The sequence below is a fragment of the Streptomyces sp. NPDC004610 genome (assembly GCF_040609715.1).
Classification (GTDB): Bacteria; Actinomycetota; Actinomycetes; order Streptomycetales; family Streptomycetaceae; genus Streptomyces.
The window spans coordinates 57,104-77,822 of the sequence record NZ_JBEXLA010000009.1 but is presented as its reverse complement, the minus strand read 5'-3'; the positions used below and the strand labels follow the sequence as shown (position 1 = coordinate 77,822).

Here is a 20,719-nt window from a genome sequence, read left to right as displayed (position 1 = left end):
TCCCCGCACCTCACGTCCCGGCCCGCCGGTTCCGGACGCGGGCCTGCCCTCCACCCTGTCACAACGCCGGGGGGAATCGATTCGCCACCGTGAGAGAGCAACCGGTCACCGAACGCCACCGGGCGGCGGTCACTGCCCGTCGTACCCGGCCGTCGGCATCGACAGCCGGCGATGGACCCGGGCCTTCATCCCGGCGTCGTACGAGGGTTCCTCGCGGCCGACGGTCTCCACCCGCACCCCGCGCCGCGCGCACTCCTCGGTGAACTCCTCCACGGACGCCAGCGCGCTCTCCAGCACCCGCCTGCTCGGCGCGACGAACACATCGCGCCCCGGCCGGATGTCGTCCCACAGGATGCCGTGGTCCGGACGCAGACCGGAGACCAGTAACTGCCGGGTGACGACATATCCGCGCTCCGCCGCCCAGCGGGCGCACATGGCGTGCTGGCTGCGCGAGTCCACGAGGAACGGATCGGTGTCCAGCTCCTCCAGCGGCGTCAGACTGGCGATCGTCGTGACCCGCGTGCCGGAGGCACCGCTCTGTTCTCCCATGGAGTCCCCCTCACCTCCGGGTTTCGCCGCCGACCCTACCGCTGCGCGTACCCTTCGGGGGAGTCGCGCGAAGGAGTCAAAGGGGTGCCGGTGGAGATCACCTGGTGGGGTCACGCCACCTGCACGGTCGAGGATTCGGACGTACGCGTCCTCACCGATCCCCTGTTCGCCCGCCGGCTCGCCCATCTGCGCCGCCGCCGCGGTGACGTACCCCCGGACGACGCCCGGCGCGCGGATGTCGCCCTGGTCTCCCATCTGCACGCCGACCATCTCCATGTGCCCTCCCTCGCCGCCCTGGCGCCGGGTACCCGGGTGCTGGTGCCCCGGGGCGCGCTCCGGGCCGTGCCGGGTCTGCGGCGCCTGTCCCGGCTGCGGATCGAGGAGGTGACGCCGGGCGAGACGGTCACGGTCGGGGAGGTCGTGGTCCGGGCGGTGCCCGCGCGGCACGACGGGCGGCGGCTGCCGGTCGGACGGCACCGGGCGCCCGCGCTCGGCTATGTGGTGGAGGGCGAGGCGCGGACGTACTTCGCCGGGGACACCGGGCTGTTCGCGTCCATGGCCGAGGAGGTCGGGCCGGTCGATGTGGCGCTGCTGCCGGTCGGCGGATGGGGCCCGTATCTGGGCGAGGAGCATCTCGACGCGGGGCGGGCGGCGGAGGCGCTGGCCCGGCTGGGGGCGCACAGCGCGGTGCCGGTGCACTACGGCACGTTCTGGCCGATCGGTATGGACGCCGTGCGCCCGCATGAATTCCACGCGCCGGGTGACGAGTTCGTCCGGCTGGCGGCGGAGCGGGCGCCGGGGGTGGCGGTGCACCGGCTGGGGCACGGCGAACGGGTGCGGCCGGAGGTCGCCCGGTGAACTGGCTGGCGGCGGCGGCCGACAGTGTGCCGCAGGAGACCACCCAGCAGGCGATCGGCTATCCCACGCTGTTCGTGCTGGTGCTGCTGGGGGCGCTGGTGCCGGTGGTGCCGACCGGGGCGCTGGTGAGTTCGGCAACGGTGGTGGCGTTCCATCAGACGGCGCCGTTCTCGATGGCGCTGGTGTTCGTGACGGCCTCACTGGCGGCGTTCCTCGGTGACCTGGCGCTGTACTGGCTGGGGCGGCGCGGAATGGGCTCCCGCAACGGGTCGCGCTGGCTGGAGGCGATACGGGCGCGGGCGCCGGAGGACCGACTGGAACAGGCGCAGACGAAGCTCCAGGAGCACGGGGTGGCGGTGCTGGTGCTGTCCCGCCTGGTGCCGGCGGGGCGGTTGCCGGTGATGCTGGCGTGTCTCCTCGCCCAGTGGCCGTTGCGGAGGTTCGCGCGGGGGGATGTGCCGGCGTGTCTGGCGTGGGCGGTGACGTATGGGTTGATCGGGGTTGCCGGGGGGTCGTTGTTCAGTGAGCCGTGGGAGGGGGTGGTGGCTGCGGTGGGGTTGACGTTGGCGATCAGTGCGGTGCCGGGGGTTTGGCGGCGGGTTCGGGGGCGGTGACGGTTGTGGGGGCGGTGCGGGTGGTGGTGGGCTGGTCGCGCAGTTCCCCGCGCCCCTAAGCGGCATCTGGTCCCCGGCGTTCATCGTCCAAGGTCCTTGAGGCGCCTACCGGTAGGTCCCACAAGTCCTCTCGTGCCAGGCCCGCCGATCGCCATGCCTCTCTCACTCGGGTCAAGGGCTCCAGGACCGGTTCCGCGGAGAGGATGAAGGTGGCCCAGTGCATGGGGGCCATGCGGGTCGCGCCCACGTCCTGGGCGGCGCGTACCGCCTCCTCCGGGTCGCAGTGGACATCGCTGAGCCACCAGCGCGGGGCGTAGGCGCCGATCGGGAGCAGGGCGAGGTCGATTCCGGGGTAGCGGCGGCCGATGCGGGTGAACCAGTGGCCGTAGCCGGTGTCGCCGGCGAAGTAGACGCGGTGGCCGTCGGGGGCGGTGAGGACCCAGCCGCCCCACAGGGTGCGGCAGGTGTCGGTCAGGGAGCGCTTGGACCAGTGGTGGGCGGGGACGAAGTCGAAGCGGACCCCGCGCAGTTCGGCCGCCTCCCACCAGTCCAGTTCGGTGACGGTGGTGAAGCCCCGGCGGCGGAACCAGGGGGCGAGCCCGGCGGGCGCGAACACGGGGGTGGCGCGCGGGAGGCGGCGCAGGGTGGGGGCGTCCAGGTGGTCGTAGTGGTTGTGGCTGATGACGACCGCGTCGACCGGCGGCAGGGCCTCCCAGTCCACCCCGACCGGGGTGATCCGCGCGGGTGTGCCGAGGATCCGGCGGGACCAGACCGGGTCGGTGAGCACGGTCAGCCCGCCGACGCTCAGCACCCAACTGGCGTGCCCGACCCAGGTGACGGCGAGCGTGCGGGCGTCGGCGCGGGGCAGCGGGCCGGGGGCGAAGGGCAGCCGGGGGATGTCGGCGAGACCCTCGCGGCCGGGGCGGACGGCGCCCTCGCGGGCGAAGCGGGTCATGGCCCTGATGCCGGGCAGGGGCGCGGTCAGCCGGTCGTGGAAGGCGCGCGGCCATACCCGGTGCTCGGCCAGCGGGCGGGGCTCGGCCAGCGGCGGCCAGGGCGCCGGGCCCGCGCCGGGGGACCTCGGGGCCGTGCTCGCGCCCGCGGCCGACTCGGACTGCTGCGTCATCGAGGGGACTCCCTTCGCCGGGCGCCGTCGTCGCGGAGATCGTCGAGGACCGATCTCAGGGTGGTCAACGCCTGCCGCACAGGTGGCAGTTCCCACGGCGAGGGGGAGGCGAGACCTTCCGCGCGTTCGGTGTCGGTGGCGCCGAGCAGCGGTCCCGTGGTCAGCCGGACCCGCAGCGCGGCGAGGTCGTCGCCGAAGCGGTGACCGCCCGCCGCGGGCATGCCGAGCCGGTGGGTGAGGTGGTCCTCCAGGTCCTGGGCGTCCCCGATGCCCCGCGCGACGAGCGCGGGCCGCAGCGGGCCCAGATCGGCGTAGAGCTGGCGCCCCGCGCGCGGGGGCAGGGCCAGGGCCCCGGCGTCCACCACGGCCTCGTGCAGGGCCCGCGCCAGGCGGGCGTGCAGCCGGACGGCGGCGGCGACGCGGGCGGTGACCGGGGCGGGCTCGCTGAGCGCGTAGCCCGCGGCGGCGGCGACCGGGCCCGCCAGCGGGGCGCCCAGCGCGGTCAGCACATCGAGGACGCGCGCGTGCAGGACCGTGCCCTCGGGTCCGGCGGGGAAGCGGGCGACGGCGGCGGGCCAGGCGGGCGGCAGCAGCGCCCCGGCCAGATCGCTGACGACGGTGACCCGCTCGGGCAGCATCTCGGCGGGGCTGAGCAGGACGGGGGCGGACGCGGGGGCCCCGTGGGGCGGGTGCAGGGTGTCCCGCCAGGTCTCGTCGCTGACCAGGTGCAGGCCCTCGCCCTCGGCGGCCTCGACCACCTGGTGCAGCAGTTCGGGCGGGGCCACGGTGCCGGTCGGGTCGTCGGCGACCGACAGCACCAGCAGCCGGGGCCGCCCGCCCTCGTCCCGCACCCGGCGCACGGTCTCCAGCAGCGCGTAGGGGTCGGGCACGCCCCCGCACTCGGCCGGGGTCGCCACATGGAACACCGGCCGCCCCAGCAGCCGCGCGTACGGCGCCCACCAGGCGGTGCAGGGGCGCGGCACCAGGACATCGCCGCCGAGCGCGGCGGTCAGGGCCAGCAGCAGGCTGGGGGCGCCCGGTCCGGCGGCGACCTGGTCGGGGTGGGTGCGCAGTCCGCGGCGCGACCAGTAGCCGCAGGCCGCCTCCAGCAGGGCCCGGCCGCCGCCGACGGGCTCGGTACGGGCGCGTCCCGCGGCGGCGGCGAGGACGCCGGTCAGCTCCGGCAGCGGCGGCAGCCCGTCGTCCGGCAGATGGGGCCCGTACCGGACGGGGCCGTGGTTCTCCGGGTCGGTGCGCCGCATCCCGTACCTCCCTTGGATCCCCGTTCCCGTATCCGGCCCTCGGGACGTCAGCCCCGGGCGCGGGCCGTCCCGCGGCGCAGCCGGTAGGCGGCCCCGCCGCAGGCGCCCGCGATCAGCAGCCCGCCGCCCACCAGCGCGGGCACCGAGTCGGTGAAGGTGCCGCCGGAGCCCGCGTGGACGCCGTGCTCGGCGGGCGGCGGTTCGCAGGACCCGGAGCCGCGCCCGGCCTCTCCCGGCCCGTACGCCGACCACTCGCGCCCCTGCTCGGGCGGGCAGGGCCGATGCGTGATCCCACCCCCGCCCCCGCCGTCCTCTCGTCCACCGTCATCTCCCCCACCGTCCTGTCCCCCGCCATCTTGTCCCCCGCCGCTCTTCTCGACGGTGAAGGTGGCGCTCCACTGCCTGCCCTTGCCGCCGCCCCGGGACGCCGGGCACGTGCCGTCCACGGTCCAGGCCGCGTCACGGGCGCCGCCGTCGGGGTGCACGGCGGTACCGATCCGCGCGGTGCCCCGGTAGCGGGTCCCGGAGCGCCCGTCCCCGCCGGACTCGGACCGCAGGGTGATCCGGCCCTCGGCGAACGCCCGCGAGGTGGCCTCCAGGGTCCTGGGTGCCTCCCCGTCGGCGGGATCGCAGGTGACGGAGACGGTGACACTGCCGCCCGGCCGCGCCCGCGCCGGGCTCACCTCGGCGGCCGGTTCGGCGGCCACGCCCGGCGCGCCACCGAGCACGACGGCTCCGGCCACCAGGACCAGGGACACAAGACGGGGGCTGCGGCACATGGCACGAACTCCTCGACCGACGGCAACGGGAAACGACCTCCCGCCCCCATCAGATCCCCCACCCCTTCACCCCGCGCGCCCCCAAAGCCCATTGGCCCAACCCCCCGAGCCAACCGAGTGAAACCCGCCCACTGAACAAACGCCGGTCACCCCCATCGCCCTCAAGGGGCGCGAGGAACTGCGCGCCCAGCCCCCACAACCCGCACACACCCACAAATCCCCAGCCCCCACCCCTCAGGGGCGCTGGGGGTACCCCCTCTGGGGGAGGAACTGCGCGAAAACCCCCCACAACCCGCACCCGCCCCCAACCCCCATTCCGCCTACGGGGCGGTGCCCCGACGCGCGCCCTCCCTGGTACGCCCAGCCGCCACAAACCTCCCGGGATTGCGCCGCAGGTACTCCCCCTCAAGCTGCGCCATCCGCTCGTCGTGCGCCCGCAGCGCGTCATCGGCCCCGTACAGCAGCGTGTCGTGGCGCGTGCGGTGGATGGTCTCCAGCTCTCTCATGAGCTGCTGGTCGTCCAGCCGACCAGGGTCGACTCCGGTCATGTGGTGCCCCGATCGTCGTGTCCGTCCCTGCTCCTCCACTGTACGAACATTCACTTCACCCCGCCCGGAAGCCACCGCCGACGGACCACCGCCGACAGGCCACGGCCCGGGAGCCCACCGCTACCGAGCCCGCTCCACCCTCCGCTCGTCCCACACAGGTCCGGAGGACTCCCGTACTTTTCCGTCGCTGCCGAACACCAGGAACCGGTCGAAGGAGCGGGCGAACCAGCGGTCGTGGGTAACGGCCAGCACCGTGCCGTCGAAGGCCTCCAGCCCTTCCTGGAGCGCCTCGGCCGACTCCAGGTCGAGGTTGTCCGTCGGCTCGTCCAGAAGCAGCGCGGTGACCCCCTGGAGCTCCAGCAGCAGGATCTGGAAGCGGGCCTGCTGTCCGCCGGAGAGCCGTTCGAAGGTCTGCTCGGCCTGCCGGGTCAGCTCATAGCGCCGCAGCCGGTTCATCGCGGCGCCGCGATCCTGGGCGTACTCCTTCCAGAGGATGTCCAGGAGGGTGCGGTCGAGCAGCTCGGGGTGGGCGTGGGTCTGGGCGAAGTGGCCGGGGACGACCCGCGCGCCGAGCTTCCAGGTGCCGGTGTGGGCGACCTCGCCACCGGCGAGCAGCCGCAGGAAGTGGGACTTGCCGGAGCCGTTGGAGCCGAGGACGGCGACCCGTTCGCCGTAGAAGACCTCCAGGTCGAACGGTCGCATCAGGCCGGTCAGCTCCAGGCCGGCGCAGGTGACCGCGCGGACCCCGGTCCGGCCGCCCTTGAGCCGCATCCGGATGTCCTGCTCGCGGGGCGGCTCCGGCGGCGGCCCGGCCTCCTCGAACTTGCGCAGCCGGGTCTGGGCGGCGCGGTAGCGGGAGGCCATGGCGTCGCTGTTGGTGGCGGCCTGACGCAGGTTCAGGACGAGCTTCTTGAGCTGGGCGTGTTTCTCGTCCCAGCGCAGGCGCAGTTCCTCGAAGCGGGCGAAGCGCTCGCGGCGGGCCTCCTGGAAGGTGGCGAAGCCGCCGCCGTGCACCCAGGCGTCGGCGCCGGCCGGGCCGGGCTCCACGGAGACGATCTTGTCGGCGGCGCGGGCGAGGAGTTCCCGGTCGTGGGAGACGAACAGGACCGTCTTGGCGGTCTCCTTGATCCGCTCCTCCAGCCAGCGCTTGCCGGGTACGTCGAGATAGTTGTCCGGCTCGTCCAGGAGGAGGACCTCGTCGGTGCCGCGCAGCAGCGCCTCCAGGACCAGGCGTTTCTGCTCGCCGCCGGAGAGGGTGCGGACCTGGCGCCACTGGGCCCGGTCGTAGGGCATGCCGAGGGCGGCGGTGGTGCAGATGTCCCAGAGGGTCTCGGCCTCGTAGCCGCGGGCCTCGGCCCAGTCGGCGAGGGCCTGGGCGTAGCGGAGCTGGGCGGCCTCGTCGTCGACGGTCATGATGCCGTGCTCGGCCGTGTCGACGGCCTTGGCCGCCTCCCGGATGCGCGGCGGCGCGACCGACACCAGCAGGTCCCGTACGGTCGTCTCGTCACGTACGGAGCCGACGAACTGGCGCATCACACCGAGGCCGCCACTGACGGTGACGGTGCCGCCGTGGGGTTTCAGCTCGCCGGAGATCATCCGCAGCAGGGTGGTCTTCCCGGCGCCGTTGGGGCCGACCAGGGCGACGGCGGCACCCTCGCCGACCCGGAACGAGACATCGCCCAGCAGCGCCCTCCCGTCGGGGAGGTAGTACTCAAGATGCGCGGCTTCCAGATGTCCCATGGGGCGCATTGTGGGCGGCGCCCGGGGGCGCGGGCAACCGGATATCGGACGGATACGACACGACACTGGACAGACACCGCACAGGCACCGGCACGGTCACCGGACAGACGCCGGTACGGTCACCGGACGGATACCGGACGTGGCCGCTCAGCCCACCGGATGCCCCATGGGCCCGCCCTCCCCGGAGGGTCCCGGTGCCATGCCCGCCCAGCTCAGAGCCTTGAAGCCGTCCCCAGGGGCGCCCTCCAGCAGGACGGCGCCGGTGTTCTCCAGCCGGTGGGCGGCGGCGAAGGCGGCGTCGAGGTTGGCGGCGCGGACGGCGCTCCAGAGCCGGATGACGGCACCGTGGCTGACCATGGCGACCGTCGCGGCGCCGCTGGCGGCGGCCTCGGCGACCACGGCGTCGTAGCGGGCGAGGACCTCGTCGCCGCTCTCCCCGCTGGGCATCCGCACCCCGGTGTCGCCGTTCATCCACGCGAACACCGTGCGCATATAGCGCTCGCCCTCGCCGGACTCGCCGGGGAGCATCTCCAGGGCGCCCGCGGTGATCTCGCGGAGGCCGTCGCGGACCCGGATGTCCAGGCCGCGGGCGGCGGCGAGCGGGGCGGCGGTGTGCTGGGTGCGGGTGAGGGTGGAGGCGTAGAGGGCCTCGATGGGCTCGTCGGCCAGGGCCCCGGGCAGGGCGGCGGCCTGTCGCCGTCCGAGATCGGTCAGCCCGGCACCGGGGACCGCCGTGTCGAGCAGCAGCTCCACATTGGCCGTGGTCTGGCCGTGACGGATCAGGATCAGGCGCATGTGGGCATTCTTCTGTCTCTCGGGGACAAGAACGGCCACTTCAGGGTAACCGTGACCCATGAACCCTGATGTCGATCTCACCGCCCCCCGACCCGGCCGCCACGGTCTGCGCGACCGCCTCCTCGCGCTCGACTACCGGCTCTTCGAGTTCGCCGCCGAGCGGGAGTGGCCGTATGCCGAGCGGGTGCTGCCGCGGCTGAGCCGGTTCGCGAACCACGGGGTGCTGTGGGGGGTGACGGCGGCGGCGATAGCGGCGAGCCGCACCCCGAGGGGGCGCCGGGCCGCCGCGCGCGGGCTGGCGTCGCTGGCGCTGGCGTCCGCGACGATCAACACGGTCGGCAAGCGCAGTGTGCGCCGGCCGCGACCGCCTCTGGGCCCGGTTCCGGCCGCCCGGCAGCTGAAGCGGCAGCCGATCACCACCTCGTTCCCGTCCGGGCACGCGGCGTCGGCGGCGGCGTTCGGCGCCGGGGTGGCGATGGAGTCGCCGCAGTGGGGCGCGGTGGTGGCGCCGGTGGCGTACTCGGTGGCGATGTCCCGGGTCTACACGGGGGTGCACTTCCCGAGCGATGTCCTCGCGGGCGCCGCGCTGGGCATCGGCGCCGCCCTCGTCGTACGGGCCCTGGTGCCGCCGCACGCGCACGCGGTGCGGCCCGCGCATCCGCGGGCCGAGGCACCGGCGCTGGCGGCGGGTGAGGGGCTGACGCTGGTGGTGAACCGGGCGTCGGGGACCGCGGACCGGGCGCGCGGGCTCGGCGACGCGCTGCCCCGGGCGCGGATCGTGGAGTGCGCGCCGGACGAGGTGGCGGCGGAGCTGGAGAAGGCGGCGGCCGGTTCCCGGGTGCTCGGGGTGTGCGGCGGCGACGGCACGGTGAACACGGCGGCGGAGATCGCGCTGCGGCACGGGCTGCCGCTGGCGGTGCTGCCCGGCGGCACCCTGAACCACTTCGCCCTGGACCTGGGCGTGGAGGACGCGCGGGCGCTGGGCCGGGCGGTGGAGCGGGGCGAGGCCGTGCAGGTGGACATCGGCCGGTTCAGCAGCGGTGAGCGGCGGGGGATCTTTCTGAACACGCTCAGTCTCGGGGTGTATCCGGAGCTGGTGCGGGAGCGGGACCGCTGGTCGGGGCGGATCGGGGGCTGGCCCGCCGGGGTGGTGGCGGCGGCCCGGGTGCTGCGCGCGGACCGGCATCCGCTGCTCGCCGGGTTCGGGGGGCGGGTGCGGCCGATGTGGCTGCTGTTCGCGGGCAACGGCACGTACCACCGGATGGGGCTGGTGCCGGGGCGGCGGGCGGATCTGGCGGACGGGCGGCTGGACGTCCGGGTGGTGCACGGGGGCCGGTATCCGGCGCTGCGGCTGCTGGCGGCGGCCGTGGCGGGCCCGCTGACCCGCTCCCCCGCCCATGCCGCCGTCCAGGTCGGCGGTCTGCGGCTGACCGATGTCCCGCCGGGCACGCTGCTGGCGTACGACGGCGAGGTCACCGCGGTCGGCGGCGAGGTGACCCTGCGCAAGCACCACCGGGCGCTGGTGGTGTACCGGCCGCACGACTCCGACCCGGAACCGGTGCTGGACGACGAGTGACCCACCGGACCGAGGGACCGTCAGTCCATATAGAGAGACATGGGGTCTCAGCATTCAGAATGCGGCGTAGCGTGCGGAGGCAGGCGGGGATCAGCGGGGCCACGGACCTCGCAGCTCCCGCGGACCTGACACAGGAGGCGGACCCGACACGGGACGCAGACCTGACACAGAAAGGTGCCAGCCATGCCGGAAGCCACTCCGCGAGCGCGGGAGACGGCCGTCTACACCCACGGCCACCACGAGTCGGTGCTGCGGTCGCACACCTGGCGGACCGCCGCCAACTCCGCCGCCTATCTGCTCGGCTCGCTCCGCCCCGAGGACCGGATCCTGGACATCGGCTGCGGCCCCGGCACCATCACCGCCGATCTGGCCGCGCTGGTCCCCGACGGGCACGTCACCGGCCTGGACCACGCCCCCGGCATCGTGGACCGGGCCCGCGCCACCGCCGCCGCCCGCGGGCTGGCCAACACCGCCTTCACCACCGGGGACGTGCACGCCCTGGACTTCCCCGACCACAGCTTCGACGTGGTCCACGCCCACCAGGTGCTCCAGCATGTCGGGGACCCGGTCGGCGCCCTGCGCGAGATGGCCAGGGTGACCCGGCCGGGCGGGATCGTCGCCGTACGGGACTCCGACTACGCGGCGATGACCTGGTACCCGGCCTCGCCGGGGCTGGACGCCTGGCTGGACCTGTACCGCCGGGTGGCGCGGGCCAACGGCGGGGAGCCGGACGCCGGGCGGCGGCTGAAGTCCTGGGCGCTGGCGGCCGGGCTGACCGATCTCACGGCCACGTCCGCCACCTGGACGTTCGCCACCGACGAGGAGCGGGACTGGTGGAGCGGGCTGTGGGCGGACCGTACCGTCGCCTCGGCGTACGCGGAGCGGGCGACCGGTGGCGGGCACACCGACGAGGAGGGGCTGCGGGCGGTGTCACAGGCGTGGCGGGAGTGGGACGCGCAGGCCGACGGCTGGTTCTGTGTACTGCACGGGGAGATCCTCTGCCGAAAGCGTGACTGAAATCCGAATTCCGGGACACCCGCATTCCAGGAGGTTGATACATAATGGTTCCCATCCTGCTGGTACTGCTTCTCGCACTGCTTCTGTTCGGTGTCGGATTCGCGGCGAAGGTGCTCTGGTGGATCGCCCTCGCGGTACTCGCCGTCTGGCTGCTCGGCTTTCTGGTGCGCGGTACGACGGCGGCCGGCGGCCGGGGCCGCTGGTATCGCTGGTGAGTACCACCGGCAGCCCACCGCCCCCGTGGATGCGGCGGCTCAGGAGTCTTCGGCGGCGAATGAATAGGCCGCCGACGGGCCGGTGAGTTCCACCAGAATTCCCGGCTCGGTATTCTTCGACCGATCCACGATCTCCACGAATTCCTCGGCCTGCGCCCGGGGCACCAGATAGGCCGCGTTCAGTACATTGCGGCCCGCGGTGCCTCCGGGCGCTCGGTGGTGCAGCGGATAGGCATGGGATTGATCGGCCCGCGCGGAGAGTGCCTTGTGCAGTCGCGCGGAGAATTCCTCGCCCCGACTCTTCCACTCCGCCGGATCCCCCGGCCCCTCGGGCCCGTTCTCGTCCAGGTAGACCCTGACTCCCCATTCCACCCGGCCCGCCAGCCGGTCGAGGGTGCGGCGCAGTTCGTCCTCGCGCACCTCGATCATCAGCCGGACCCCGCTGTCGTCACGGAACACGGTGGCCGGGCGCAGCGGCAGCGGGGAGGTGACGGTGGTGAGCGCGTCGATGACGCCCTGGTGCAGCCGGGCCACGCCCGCGAGCCACTCCTCGTCCGTCTCCCCGGCGCGCAGCCGCGCCTCGTCGAACTCCGCCTCCGGCACATGGCTGACGACGGCCACCAGCCCATGGTGGCGCAGCAGTCTCGGCGGGGCGCCCGCGACGCCCGTGAGCTGGGACTGGAGCGCCGCGTCGAAGGGCCGGCAGACGGCGTACACATACCGCGATGTGGTCATGAGGTCTCCTGGAGGGGTCCTTGAAGGGGACCTACCCGCTCGGGGACCCATGACGCGCGCCGCACCCGCCACCCGCGCCACACCTCACCCGGGCGCCCGCCCCGCCCGCCCCCTCCGCCCCCTCCGCCCCGGTCACGGCACCGCCACCTGCTCCACCAGCAGCCGTACGGCGGTGGCGACGGCCTCGGCGTCGATCCCGGCGGCGCGCAGCTGCTCCCCGGGCGTCGCGGAGCCCGGCATGGAGTCCACACCGAGCCGGACGAGACGGGGCACCGGGCCGCCGTCCGCGAAGGCGTCGGCGACGGCGTCCCCGAGGCCGCCCTCGGGGTGGTGGTCCTCCACGGTGAGCAGGCACCCGGTGTCGGCGGCGGCCTGGCGCAGGGTGGCCTCGTCGACCGGCTTGACCGAGTACAGGTCGATCACCCGGACGGCGATCCCGGCGGCGTCGAGGAGATCGGCGGCGGCGAGGGCCTCGGGCACGGTGACCCCGGCGGCGACGACCGTCACCCGGTCCAGGTCGGAGGAGCGCAGCACCTTGCTGCCGCCGACCGGGAAGGTCTCACCGGGGCCGTAGAGCACCGGGGTGGCACCGCGCGAGGTGCGCAGATAGCGCACGCCGTCCAGATCGGCCATGGCGGTGACCAGGTGCGCGGTCTGGTTGGCGTCGCACGGGTAGAGGACGGTGGAGCCGTGCACGGCCCGGAACATCGCCAGGTCCTCCAGACCCATCTGGGAGGGCCCGTCCTGGCCGATGGCGACCCCGGCGTGCGAGCCGACCAGATTGATCCCGGCGCCGCTCACCGACGCCATCCGCACGAAGTCGAACGCCCGGGTCAGAAACGCGGCGAAGGTGCCCGCGTACGGCACCCAGCCCCGCGCGGCCATCCCGACCGCCGCGGCCACCATCTGCTGCTCGGCGATGTAGCACTCGAAGTAGCGGTCGGGGAACTCCTTGGCGAAGTACTCGGTGCGGGTGGAGTCGCCGACCTCGCCGTCCAGGGCGACGACATCGCCGCGCGCCGCGCCGAGCGCGGTGAGGGCCCGGCCGTAGGCGTCGCGGGTGGGGACGTCCTCGCCGCGTTCCCAGCGGGGGGTCTCGGGGCCGGGGTGGAAGCCGGGGCGCGGGACGGGTGCGGGGGGCGGCTCGTGGACATGGACGCGCAGTTCGCGGGGGCCGCCGAGTTCGGCGATGGCCTGCTCGGGATCGGGCAGGGGCTTGCCGTGCAGTCCCTCGCGGTCCTGGACGTTCGCGACCCCCTTGCCCTTGAGGGTGCGGGCGAGGATCACGGTGGGGCGGCCCCTGGTCGACTCGGCCTCGCCGTAGGCCCGGTCGATGGCGGTCACGTCATGGCCGTCGATCTCGACGGTGTGCCAGCCGAACGCCGCGAAACGGCGGGCGTAGGCGTCCAGGTCGTGGCCGTGCCGGGTGGGGCCGCGCTGGCCCAGCCGGTTGACGTCCACGATCACGGTGAGGTTGTCGAGGTGCTCGTAGGCGGCGTGCTCGGCGGCCTCCCACACCGAGCCCTCCGCGAGTTCACCGTCCCCGCACAGCGTCCACACCCGGTAGCCGGTGCGGTCCAGCCGCTTCCCGGCGAGCGCGATGCCGACGGCGACGGGCAGGCCCTGGCCGAGGGAGCCGGTGGCGGTCTCCACCCAGGGCAGCCGCCGGGGTGTGGGGTGCCCCTCCAGCCGGCTGCCGAGGGCGCGGAAGGTGAGGAGTTCGGCGTCGTCGATGGCCCCGGCGGCCTTGTACGCGGAGTACAGCAGCGGCGAGGCGTGTCCCTTGGACAGCACGAACCGGTCGTTGCCGGGATGACCCGGGTGGTCGAAGTCGTAGCGCAGATGCCCGGCCAGGAGGACGGCCATCAGATCGGCGGCGGACATCGACGAGGTCGGATGCCCGGAGTCCGCCGCGGCGGCGGCACGCACACTGTCGACGCGCAACTGCTGTCCGAGTTCGGCGAGTTCACGGGTGTTCATCGTTCTCCCTCGGGGTCGGGGGCGGGATGAAGGCGGGGAGGGGGAGGGGCGTCAGGGGTCGGGGGCGGTGGGGCGGCCGGGGAACCGGGCCGGTTCCGGCGAGGGGCCGAGGCCGAGGTCCCGGCGCTGATGGGCCGAGCGTGCCCTCGCCGCCCTCGGGGTCGCGGTCGCGCACCACGCCCGCGTCCGGGTCGACGCCGTGGGCCTCGCCGGGGACCGGCCGGGTGCCGGGCAGCGGGAGTCGGTCGGCGACACGGTGACCGGGCCCGCTTCCAGGACCCCGGGGGCGACCCGGGGCAGCGGCGGCGGATACAGACCGTAGCCGGTCGGGTGCGGCGGGATGACATCGGTGGTCCGCCGGAGCTGCCGGGTGGCGGCCCTGGCAGCCCGGTACCCGGCGCATCCGGCCCCGACGATCACCACACGGGGACGCGTCACGTTCTCGCCTCCGATGACGGTCGGCAGCGGAACCCTCCGCGTGCCCCTCAGCCCCCGGCGCAAACACCGCGCGGGTCAGGGCGTGGGCGGGCCGTAGTGCACCAGGGTGGTGGGGATGACCGTGCGGTGGGGGGCAGCCCCGGGGGCGCGCATCCGGGCCATCAGCAGGCGCCCCGCCTCGCGGCCGACGGCGGCGCGGACCCGGGGCGCCGTCGCGGGCGCCCCCCGTGGGTCGTCGCGGAGCACCCGCGAGACGGTCATCGCGCTGACCTGAGCCTCCAGCCCTGCCGGTATCCCGGCCCCGCCCGGCGGATTCCCGACCCCTTCCGACGGGATCCCCGACCCACCCGGCCGGGGGCCGTCAAGGGGTGGGACGGGAGAAAGTGCCGGCGCGGGCAGGGGCGACCGGCAGGGGAAGGAGAGTCGCTCTCAGCAGCTCCCGTGGAGCTACTCTCAGTAACTCCCCGGAGAGTTACTCTCAGCAACCCCCGGCGTCAGTGACGGCACCCCCCTCAGTCCCCGCCGCCCATCCCCCGCTCCCCGAACCCGTCCACCACCACATCCGCCAGCAGCGCCCCCGCCGTGCCCTCCGGGTCGAGGTCGGGATCGTAGATGGTGACATTGAGCCCGACGCACCGGGGGGACGCCAGCAGGGGCCTGAGCAGGGCGACCACCTCGTCCGGCGTCAGCCCGTCCGGGTCGGGGGCGTCGACGGCCGGCATCACCCCGGGGTCGAGCACATCGGCGTCCAGATGCACCCAGAACCCGTCGAGCGCGGGCACCTCGAACGCCTGGGCGGTGGCACGGGCGAGGGCGTCCGCGCCCCACTCCCGTACATCACCCACGGTCACCACCGGGATCTTCAGGGCGGCGAGTTCAGCACGGTCGTCCTCGAAGACGTCCCGGATGCCGAAGAACCGGACGTCCTCGTCGCGCAGATAGGGCCGCAGCCCCTCCAGATCGGTCAGCTCGGCCTGGCCGCGCCCGGTGGCGAGGGCGACCTCCTCGCCCCCGGCGGCGCCGATGATGTCGGACTCGGTGGCGTTGCCGGGGTGGCGGAAGTCCGGGGAGGCGTCGAGGGCGGCGAGCCCGTAGCGGCCGAGCCGGCGCAGGGCGAGGGAGGCACCGAGCTGGATCGAGCAGTCACCGCCGAGCACGACGGGGAAGTCCCCGGCGCGCACATGATGCTCGATCCGGTCGGCGAGCCTCGGCGTGTACGCGGCGAGCGCGGCGGCGTGGAACACCCCGTCCCCCGGGGCCCACTCCCCCCGGTCGTAGCGCGGCGGGACGACGACCCCGCCCTCCAGCGCCCCCAGTCGCTGCACGATCCGCTGCTCCCTCAGGGCACCGGCGAGCTTGTAGCAGCCGGGGACGGTGCCGGGCGCGGGCGGGCGCAGCCCGAGGTTGGAGGGGGCGCCGACGACCACGAGATGGCGTATCTCCCCATCCTCGGTCACCGGCCCGAAGGGATCAACGCCCGGGACCTGCGGACGGCGGCGCAGGCCGATCCCGGCCCGCTGCGCTACCGTCGGTCTCCGTGGAGAACGTGGAGAACACAGCCAAGCTGGCGGTCCTGATCGACGCCGACAACGCCAAGCCCGCGGCCCTGGAAGAACTGCTCGCGGAGGTCGCCAAGTACGGGACCGCGCATGTCAAGCGCGCGTACGGGGACTGGACGGGGACGCAGCTGAAGGGCTGGAAGGAGCAGTTGCTCACCCAGTCGATCCAGCCGATCCAGCAGTTCGCCTACACCACCGGCAAGAACGCCACCGACTCGGCGATGGTCATCGACGCCATGGACCTGCTGTACTCGGGACGCTTCGACGGATTCTGCATCGTCTCCAGCGACAGTGACTTCACCCGGCTCGCGGCCCGGATCCGGGAGTCCGGGCTGACGGTGTACGGGTTCGGTGAGCGCAAGACGCCGAAGCCGTTCGTGGCGGCCTGCGACAAGTTCCTGTACGTCGAGAATCTGAAGGGTGCCACCGCCCCGGTCGAGGCGAAGTCGGCCGCGCGGGCCACGGCGGCCAAGCTGAAGAGCGACACCACGCTGGTCAATCTGCTGCGGCACGCGGTGGAGGCGGCGTCCGACGACGACGGCTGGGCCGCGCTCGGCAGCGTCGGCCAGATCATCACCAATCAGCGCTCCGACTTCGACTCCCGCACCTACGGCTACACCAAGCTGAGCGATCTGCTGGCCGCCACCGCCCTGTTCGAGATGGACCGCCGCACCCCGCCGGGCGGCGGAAAGACCGCGATCCTCTACACCCGGGACAAGCGCCACACGGGCTCCACCCGGCAGCCGTCGTCCGAGGGGTGAGCGGCCCCGGCCCGGAGCCCGGTCCGGAGCCCGGTGATATTCCCGCGCGCCGCCCGCCCCGCACGGCATAGCGTCGACCGGTCACTCCACCCCGGAAGCGGAAGCAGACCATGACCGAACACCACACCTACCGCGTGATCGTGCGCGGCACCTGGGACGCCCTCACCGAGGAGGCGCGGGCCCGGCTGCTCACCGAGGCCCCCGACCACGGCATGACCAGCATGCGCTTCACCGAGGAGGGCTCCCTGTCGTACGAACCGGCACCGCTGAAGCACTTCTCGATGCGGTACGTGGTGGTCTCGGACGCGGCGGACGGCGAGGAGATGGCCGCCGCCCTCGCCGAGGACCGGGCGGAGACCGCGCTGCGCGCCCTGGGCTACGGGTTCACCGGGCTGCGCTCCACGGTCACCGATCTCGACACCATGAAGATCAACCGGAAGCGCGCATCTCGGCGGTGAGCGCGAACCGCTCATGATCGCGCCAGGCCCCGTCGATGAACAGCATCTTCGGGGAGAATCCCTCGTGCCGGAACCCCTGGCCGCGGGCCAGCGCGAGGGAGGCGGTGTTGCCCGGCTGCACATTGATCTCCAGCCGGTGCAGCCGCATCGCCCCGAAGGCATGGTCCACCACCAGCCCCAGCCCCTCCCCCATCAGCCCCCGCCGGGCCGCGTGCGCGAACGCCCCGTAGGCGACCGCGCCGCTCTGGAAGGCCCCCAGGACGATGTTGTTGATCGTGACGAACCCGGCGATGCCCCCGCCCTCCCGCTCGCACACCAGGAACCCGGCCTTGCCCGGATCCTCGATCAGCAGCCGCGCGTAGGCGGTGTACGCGGCGGCCGTACCGGGCGGGAAGAGCCACGGCTGATGCAGCGCCTTGCTCTCCCGCACCCGCGCGGTGAACTCCTCGCCGTCGTCGTGGGTGAACGCCCGGATACCGACACGGGGGCCTTCGGCGAGAAAGAGCGGGGGCGCGGGGTTCGGCATGCGGTCAGGGTACGGGCGCCGGATATGGGGTGCGTTCGCGGAGACGCCGGGCGCGGGCCGGTGAGTGGCCGGTCGCGCAGTTCCCCGCGCCCCTGAAGAGACCCGTCCGCCACGTCCCAGGGGCGCGGGGAACTGCGCGAGAACCACCCACGGACCCGCACCCGGCGTCGAACCATCACCACGCAGACGCATCCCGCGTCCCGCACCCGCACCCGCACCCGCACCCGCACCCGCACCCGCACCCGCACCCGCACCCGCACCCGCACCCGCACCCGCACCCGCACCCGGAGGGAACCCCCTCACCCCAGCGCCGGTTCCCCCAGCACCAGCGTCCCCGCCCCCGCGTCCAGCTCCGCCCGCACCCCGAAGGGGATCGTCAGCGCCCCGGGCCCGTGCCCGAAGCCGAACTCCTCCGCGACCGGGACGCCGAGCCCGCCCAGCCGGTCGGCGAGGACGGCCCGGACGCGGTCGTAGGGGCCGCAGTCCTGCCAGGAGCCGAGGAGGATCCCGGCCACGCCGTCCAGCCAGCCCGCGCGCAGCAACTGGGTGAGGTCCCGGTCCAGGCGGTACGGCTCCTCCCCCACGTCCTCCAGGCAGAGCAGGCCGCCGGAAGCGCCGGGCCGGGCGTGGGGGGTGCCGAGGTCGGCGGCCAGGAGGGAGAGGCAGCCGCCGAGGAGGACGCCGTCCGCCCGGCCGGGGACCAGTGCCCGCCCGCCGGAGGTGAGGGTCATGACCGTCTCCGGGGCGAACAGGGTGGCCCGCAGCTGGTCCTGGGCCCGGGTGTTCTTGAGGAGGTCGACGCCCGCCGCCATCGGCCCGTGCAGGGTGACCAGGCCGAGGCGGACGGCGAACGCCTCGTGCAGCGCGGTGATGTCGCTGAAGCCGACGAAGACCTTGGGCCCGGCGGCGCGCATCGCGTCCCAGTCGAGCAGGTCCACCATGCGCTGGGCGCCGTAGCCGCCCCGGGCGCACAGCACCGCGTCCACGGCCGGGTCGCACCAGGCACGCTGGAGGTCGGCGGCGCGGTCGGCGTCGGTGCCGGCGAGGTGGTCGAGCCCGGGGTGCCGGTCCAGGACGTGGGGCAGGGCGACCGGGTCGAGGTCCCAGCCGCGCAGCAGGTCCAGGCCCGCCTGGAGGCGGTCCTCGGGGACCGGGCCGCTGGGGGCGACGACGGCCACCCGGGCGCCGGGCGCGAGACGGGCGGGCCGCCGTAGTTCCGTCACCGTGCGGGTCATGGGGTCAGCTCCAGGGGTGGGGTGCCGTCGGCGGGGTCGAAGCCGAAGACCTGGGCGTAGAGGGAGAGTTCGGCCTGAAGGGCGCGGATCATGGTGTCGGCGCGGCGGAAGCCGTGCCCCTCGCCCTCGAAGGCGAGATAGGCGTGCGGGACTCCGCGCCCCGCCATCCGGGCGATGAGCCGCTCGGCCTGGACCGGCGGGCAGATCACGTCGTCCAGCCCCTGGAGCAGCAGGAAGGGCGCGGTGATCCGCTCGGCGTGCGCGATCGGGGAGCGGGCCGTGTAGAGGGCGGGTTCGTAGGGTCCGACGAGGCTGTGCAGGTACTGGGACTCGAAGTCGTGGGTGCCGTCGGTGGCCCAGCCGGTGAGGTCGAGCACGGGATAGATGATCGTGCCGCAGGCGTAGACATCGGTGGTGGCGAGGGAGGCGGCGGAGGTCCAGCCCCCCGCGCTGCCGCCCCGGATCGCGAGCCGGGCCGGGTCGGCGGTGCCGTCGGCGGCGAGGGCGCGGGCGACGGCCGCGCAGTCCTCGACGTCCACCACGCCCCACTGGCCGCGCAGCCGGTCGCGGTAGGCGCGGCCGTAGCCGGTGGAGCCGCCGTAGTTGACCTCGGCGACCCCGATGCCCCGGGAGGTGAAGTAGGCGATCTCCAGGTCCAGGACCAGCGGGCTGCGGCTGGTCGGCCCGCCGTGCGCCCACACCACGTACGGCGGGAGTTCGCCGTCGGGCGCGGTGTGCGCGGGGTGGTGGGGCGGGTGGAGGTGGGCGTGGATGTCGCGTCCGCCGGGGCCGGTGAGGACACGGGCCTCGGGGCGGGGGTAGTGGGCGGGGTCGACGGCGTCGTGGTGGGGGGCGCCGACGACCCGGGTGCGACCGGTGACGGTGTCGAGTTCGACGACCTCGGCGCCGCGCTGCGGCCCGGCGCCGACGGCCACCACGCGCTCCCCGGCGGCGGCGAGGGTGCCGCCGAACTCGGTCCAGGGGCCGGGGGCGTCCACGATCCTGCCGCGCTCGGGGTCGAGCAGGCCGAGCGCGGTGCCGCCCCGGCCGTGCAGAACGGCGATCCGGCCGTCGGCGAGGGGGGCGAACCAGCGCAGCCCGATCTTCCACAGCGGCCCGCCGAACTCCTCCTCGCGCGGGCACAGAGGCCGTCCGTCGCGGTAGAGGTTCCACCAGCCGGTGCGGTCGCCGGAGTACAGCAGGGCCCCGTCGGCGGCGAACTCGGCCTGCGCGATGGACTCCCCTGGCCCGCCCGCGACCGTGCGCGCCTCGGTGAGGGTGCCGTCGTCGGCCACCTCGGCGAGCTGGAGTTCGGTGCCGTCCCAGGGCATCCGGGGATGGTCCCAGCCGAGCCAGACCGCGCGCCGCCCGTCGGGCGAGAGCCGGGGCCCGGTGACGAACCGGTGCCGCTCGGGCGCGAGTTCCCGCGCGGCGGCCCGGTCCCCGGCGGCCGATCCGTCGAGCGGTACGGCGGCCAGGACCCGGCGGACATCGGTGGGCCGTTCGCCGGTGAACTCCTCCAGCACGCACCACACCTCGCCCCGGTCGGCGAGGACGAGGGGGTCGGCCCAGCGCAGTCCGCCGCCGACCTTCGAGAGCGGGGTCAGCGGGACGGGGTCGCCGCCCGGCTCGTAGCGGTAGAGGCGCTGGTCGGCGCAGTGGACGAAGACCAGGACCGGCCCGGCGGCGGTCATGGTCCCGGCCCAGGGCCGGCCGCCGTACTCGATGACCCGGGTGCGGACGTTCCAGGGGGCGGGCAGGACGGATGCGGTGGTGCCGTCGCGGCGGCGGCGGATCAGGGCGCGGCGGCCGGCCTCGGTGGGCCGGGGTTCGGTCCACCAGATCTCGTCGCCGACGAAGCCCACGTACTCGGGGTGCCCGTCGTGCGCGGCGGCGAGGGCCGCGGTGACCGGGGACGGCCAGGAGCCGTACGGAAGGGTTGCCATGT

22 protein-coding genes are annotated in these 20,719 nt (G+C 74.5%); 7 read left to right on the top strand and 15 right to left on the bottom strand.

Going from position 1 to position 20,719, the window contains the following annotated elements; translation table 11 throughout:
- Nucleotides 1-129: 129 nt before the first annotated feature.
- Nucleotides 130-549 carry a hypothetical protein gene (locus ABZX40_RS12140; RefSeq protein ID WP_355732378.1) on the bottom strand — a complete coding sequence of 140 codons (420 nt, stop codon included), beginning with the start codon at nt 547-549 and terminating at the stop codon, nt 130-132.
- A gap of 84 nt (nt 550-633) precedes the next feature.
- On the opposite strand from ABZX40_RS12140, the gene ABZX40_RS12135 reads away from it, so the two are divergent.
- Together ABZX40_RS12135 and ABZX40_RS12130 are read left to right on the top strand one after the other, a co-directional pair.
- Nucleotides 634-1,407 (top strand): MBL fold metallo-hydrolase, encoded by a 774-nt coding sequence (locus tag ABZX40_RS12135; protein ID WP_355732381.1) that lies wholly within the window; start codon nt 634-636, stop codon nt 1,405-1,407.
- On the top strand, nt 1,404-2,021 hold the full coding sequence (locus ABZX40_RS12130) for a VTT domain-containing protein (protein WP_355732383.1): 618 nt from the start codon (nt 1,404-1,406) through the stop codon (nt 2,019-2,021). The genes ABZX40_RS12135 and ABZX40_RS12130 overlap by 4 nt, the downstream gene beginning before the upstream one ends.
- 55 nt (nt 2,022-2,076) lie before the next feature.
- On the opposite strand, the gene ABZX40_RS12125 is transcribed toward ABZX40_RS12130, so the two are convergent.
- From ABZX40_RS12125 to ABZX40_RS12100, 6 genes are all read right to left on the bottom strand, one after another.
- A complete protein-coding gene (locus ABZX40_RS12125) occupies nt 2,077-3,147 on the bottom strand; it encodes an MBL fold metallo-hydrolase (protein ID WP_355732386.1) in 1,071 nt (356 codons plus the stop codon).
- The gene (locus tag ABZX40_RS12120; RefSeq protein ID WP_355732389.1) at nt 3,144-4,409 is read right to left on the bottom strand and encodes an aminotransferase class I/II-fold pyridoxal phosphate-dependent enzyme; all 1,266 of its coding nucleotides are present in this window, start codon (nt 4,407-4,409) and stop codon (nt 3,144-3,146) included. The genes ABZX40_RS12125 and ABZX40_RS12120 overlap by 4 nt, the downstream gene beginning before the upstream one ends.
- A gap of 47 nt (nt 4,410-4,456) precedes the next feature.
- Nucleotides 4,457-5,188 carry a hypothetical protein gene (locus ABZX40_RS12115; protein ID WP_355732392.1) on the bottom strand — a complete coding sequence of 244 codons (732 nt, stop codon included), beginning with the start codon at nt 5,186-5,188 and terminating at the stop codon, nt 4,457-4,459.
- Between the two features lie 320 nt (nt 5,189-5,508).
- The gene (locus tag ABZX40_RS12110) at nt 5,509-5,736 is read right to left on the bottom strand and encodes a DUF6158 family protein (protein ID WP_355732395.1); all 228 of its coding nucleotides are present in this window, start codon (nt 5,734-5,736) and stop codon (nt 5,509-5,511) included.
- Between the two features lie 120 nt (nt 5,737-5,856).
- The gene (locus tag ABZX40_RS12105; protein ID WP_355732398.1) at nt 5,857-7,476 is read right to left on the bottom strand and encodes an ATP-binding cassette domain-containing protein; all 1,620 of its coding nucleotides are present in this window, start codon (nt 7,474-7,476) and stop codon (nt 5,857-5,859) included.
- Nucleotides 7,477-7,623: 147 nt separating this feature from the next.
- The gene (locus ABZX40_RS12100; RefSeq protein WP_355732401.1) at nt 7,624-8,271 is read right to left on the bottom strand and encodes a histidine phosphatase family protein; all 648 of its coding nucleotides are present in this window, start codon (nt 8,269-8,271) and stop codon (nt 7,624-7,626) included.
- A 58-nt stretch (nt 8,272-8,329) separates the two neighbouring features.
- Between ABZX40_RS12100 and ABZX40_RS12095 the strand changes: the two genes are divergently transcribed.
- From ABZX40_RS12095 to ABZX40_RS12085, 3 genes are all read left to right on the top strand, one after another.
- Nucleotides 8,330-9,847 (top strand): phosphatase PAP2 family protein, encoded by a 1,518-nt coding sequence (locus ABZX40_RS12095; protein WP_355732403.1) that lies wholly within the window; start codon nt 8,330-8,332, stop codon nt 9,845-9,847.
- Between the two features lie 183 nt (nt 9,848-10,030).
- Complete coding sequence (locus tag ABZX40_RS12090; RefSeq protein ID WP_355732405.1) at nt 10,031-10,864, top strand: methyltransferase domain-containing protein; 834 nt, start codon at nt 10,031-10,033, stop codon at nt 10,862-10,864.
- A gap of 44 nt (nt 10,865-10,908) precedes the next feature.
- Nucleotides 10,909-11,079 (top strand): hydrophobic protein, encoded by a 171-nt coding sequence (locus tag ABZX40_RS12085; protein WP_355732408.1) that lies wholly within the window; start codon nt 10,909-10,911, stop codon nt 11,077-11,079.
- Nucleotides 11,080-11,118: 39 nt separating this feature from the next.
- Here the strand turns inward: ABZX40_RS12085 and ABZX40_RS12080 are convergent, their stop codons facing one another.
- The 5 genes from ABZX40_RS12080 to ABZX40_RS12060 form a co-directional block, all read right to left on the bottom strand.
- A complete protein-coding gene (locus tag ABZX40_RS12080) occupies nt 11,119-11,814 on the bottom strand; it encodes a GvpL/GvpF family gas vesicle protein (RefSeq protein ID WP_355732411.1) in 696 nt (231 codons plus the stop codon).
- Between the two features lie 132 nt (nt 11,815-11,946).
- The gene (locus ABZX40_RS12075; RefSeq protein ID WP_355732414.1) at nt 11,947-13,794 is read right to left on the bottom strand and encodes a transketolase; all 1,848 of its coding nucleotides are present in this window, start codon (nt 13,792-13,794) and stop codon (nt 11,947-11,949) included.
- 51 nt (nt 13,795-13,845) lie between these two features.
- Nucleotides 13,846-14,232: a hypothetical protein gene (locus tag ABZX40_RS12070; RefSeq protein ID WP_355732417.1), complete on the bottom strand. Its 387-nt coding sequence runs from the start codon at nt 14,230-14,232 to the stop codon at nt 13,846-13,848.
- Between the two features lie 75 nt (nt 14,233-14,307).
- A complete protein-coding gene (locus ABZX40_RS12065; RefSeq protein WP_356162517.1) occupies nt 14,308-14,514 on the bottom strand; it encodes a LacI family DNA-binding transcriptional regulator in 207 nt (68 codons plus the stop codon).
- 230 nt (nt 14,515-14,744) lie between these two features.
- On the bottom strand, nt 14,745-15,671 hold the full coding sequence (locus ABZX40_RS12060) for an arginase family protein (protein WP_355732716.1): 927 nt from the start codon (nt 15,669-15,671) through the stop codon (nt 14,745-14,747).
- A 98-nt stretch (nt 15,672-15,769) separates the two neighbouring features.
- Between ABZX40_RS12060 and ABZX40_RS12055 the strand changes: the two genes are divergently transcribed.
- Nucleotides 15,770-16,552 carry an NYN domain-containing protein gene (locus tag ABZX40_RS12055; RefSeq protein ID WP_355732420.1) on the top strand — a complete coding sequence of 261 codons (783 nt, stop codon included), beginning with the start codon at nt 15,770-15,772 and terminating at the stop codon, nt 16,550-16,552.
- A gap of 110 nt (nt 16,553-16,662) precedes the next feature.
- Nucleotides 16,663-17,010 carry a DUF6204 family protein gene (locus ABZX40_RS12050; RefSeq protein ID WP_355732423.1) on the top strand — a complete coding sequence of 116 codons (348 nt, stop codon included), beginning with the start codon at nt 16,663-16,665 and terminating at the stop codon, nt 17,008-17,010.
- Here ABZX40_RS12050 and ABZX40_RS12045 read toward each other — a convergent pair.
- The 3 genes from ABZX40_RS12045 to ABZX40_RS12035 all read right to left on the bottom strand — a co-directional run bounded on the left by ABZX40_RS12045 (nt 16,982) and on the right by ABZX40_RS12035 (nt 20,717).
- A complete protein-coding gene (locus tag ABZX40_RS12045) occupies nt 16,982-17,536 on the bottom strand; it encodes a GNAT family protein (RefSeq protein WP_355732425.1) in 555 nt (184 codons plus the stop codon). The two genes, ABZX40_RS12050 and ABZX40_RS12045, sit on opposite strands and share 29 nt — an antisense overlap.
- Before the next feature lie 299 nt (nt 17,537-17,835).
- A complete protein-coding gene (locus tag ABZX40_RS12040; RefSeq protein WP_355732428.1) occupies nt 17,836-18,771 on the bottom strand; it encodes an LD-carboxypeptidase in 936 nt (311 codons plus the stop codon).
- Nucleotides 18,768-20,717, bottom strand: coding sequence for a prolyl oligopeptidase family serine peptidase (locus ABZX40_RS12035; RefSeq protein WP_355732430.1), 1,950 nt, complete (start codon nt 20,715-20,717; stop codon nt 18,768-18,770). Before ABZX40_RS12035 ends, ABZX40_RS12040 begins: the two co-directional genes overlap by 4 nt.
- Nucleotides 20,718-20,719 lie beyond the last annotated feature (2 nt).

Coding starts and splice junctions, on each gene's coding strand:
- ABZX40_RS12140 (WP_355732378.1), bottom strand. CDS start 549: ATGGGAGAACAGAGCGGTGCCTCCGGCACGCGGGTCACGACGATCGCC.
- ABZX40_RS12125 (WP_355732386.1), bottom strand. CDS start 3,147: ATGACGCAGCAGTCCGAGTCGGCCGCGGGCGCGAGCACGGCCCCGAGG.
- ABZX40_RS12120 (WP_355732389.1), bottom strand. CDS start 4,409: ATGCGGCGCACCGACCCGGAGAACCACGGCCCCGTCCGGTACGGGCCC.
- ABZX40_RS12115 (WP_355732392.1), bottom strand. CDS start 5,188: ATGTGCCGCAGCCCCCGTCTTGTGTCCCTGGTCCTGGTGGCCGGAGCC.
- ABZX40_RS12110 (WP_355732395.1), bottom strand. CDS start 5,736: ATGACCGGAGTCGACCCTGGTCGGCTGGACGACCAGCAGCTCATGAGA.
- ABZX40_RS12105 (WP_355732398.1), bottom strand. CDS start 7,476: ATGGGACATCTGGAAGCCGCGCATCTTGAGTACTACCTCCCCGACGGG.
- ABZX40_RS12100 (WP_355732401.1), bottom strand. CDS start 8,271: ATGCGCCTGATCCTGATCCGTCACGGCCAGACCACGGCCAATGTGGAG.
- ABZX40_RS12095 (WP_355732403.1), top strand. CDS start 8,330: ATGAACCCTGATGTCGATCTCACCGCCCCCCGACCCGGCCGCCACGGT.
- ABZX40_RS12090 (WP_355732405.1), top strand. CDS start 10,031: ATGCCGGAAGCCACTCCGCGAGCGCGGGAGACGGCCGTCTACACCCAC.
- ABZX40_RS12085 (WP_355732408.1), top strand. CDS start 10,909: ATGGTTCCCATCCTGCTGGTACTGCTTCTCGCACTGCTTCTGTTCGGT.
- ABZX40_RS12080 (WP_355732411.1), bottom strand. CDS start 11,814: ATGACCACATCGCGGTATGTGTACGCCGTCTGCCGGCCCTTCGACGCG.
- ABZX40_RS12075 (WP_355732414.1), bottom strand. CDS start 13,794: ATGAACACCCGTGAACTCGCCGAACTCGGACAGCAGTTGCGCGTCGAC.
- ABZX40_RS12050 (WP_355732423.1), top strand. CDS start 16,663: ATGACCGAACACCACACCTACCGCGTGATCGTGCGCGGCACCTGGGAC.
- ABZX40_RS12045 (WP_355732425.1), bottom strand. CDS start 17,536: ATGCCGAACCCCGCGCCCCCGCTCTTTCTCGCCGAAGGCCCCCGTGTC.
- ABZX40_RS12040 (WP_355732428.1), bottom strand. CDS start 18,771: ATGACCCGCACGGTGACGGAACTACGGCGGCCCGCCCGTCTCGCGCCC.
- ABZX40_RS12035 (WP_355732430.1), bottom strand. CDS start 20,717: ATGGCAACCCTTCCGTACGGCTCCTGGCCGTCCCCGGTCACCGCGGCC.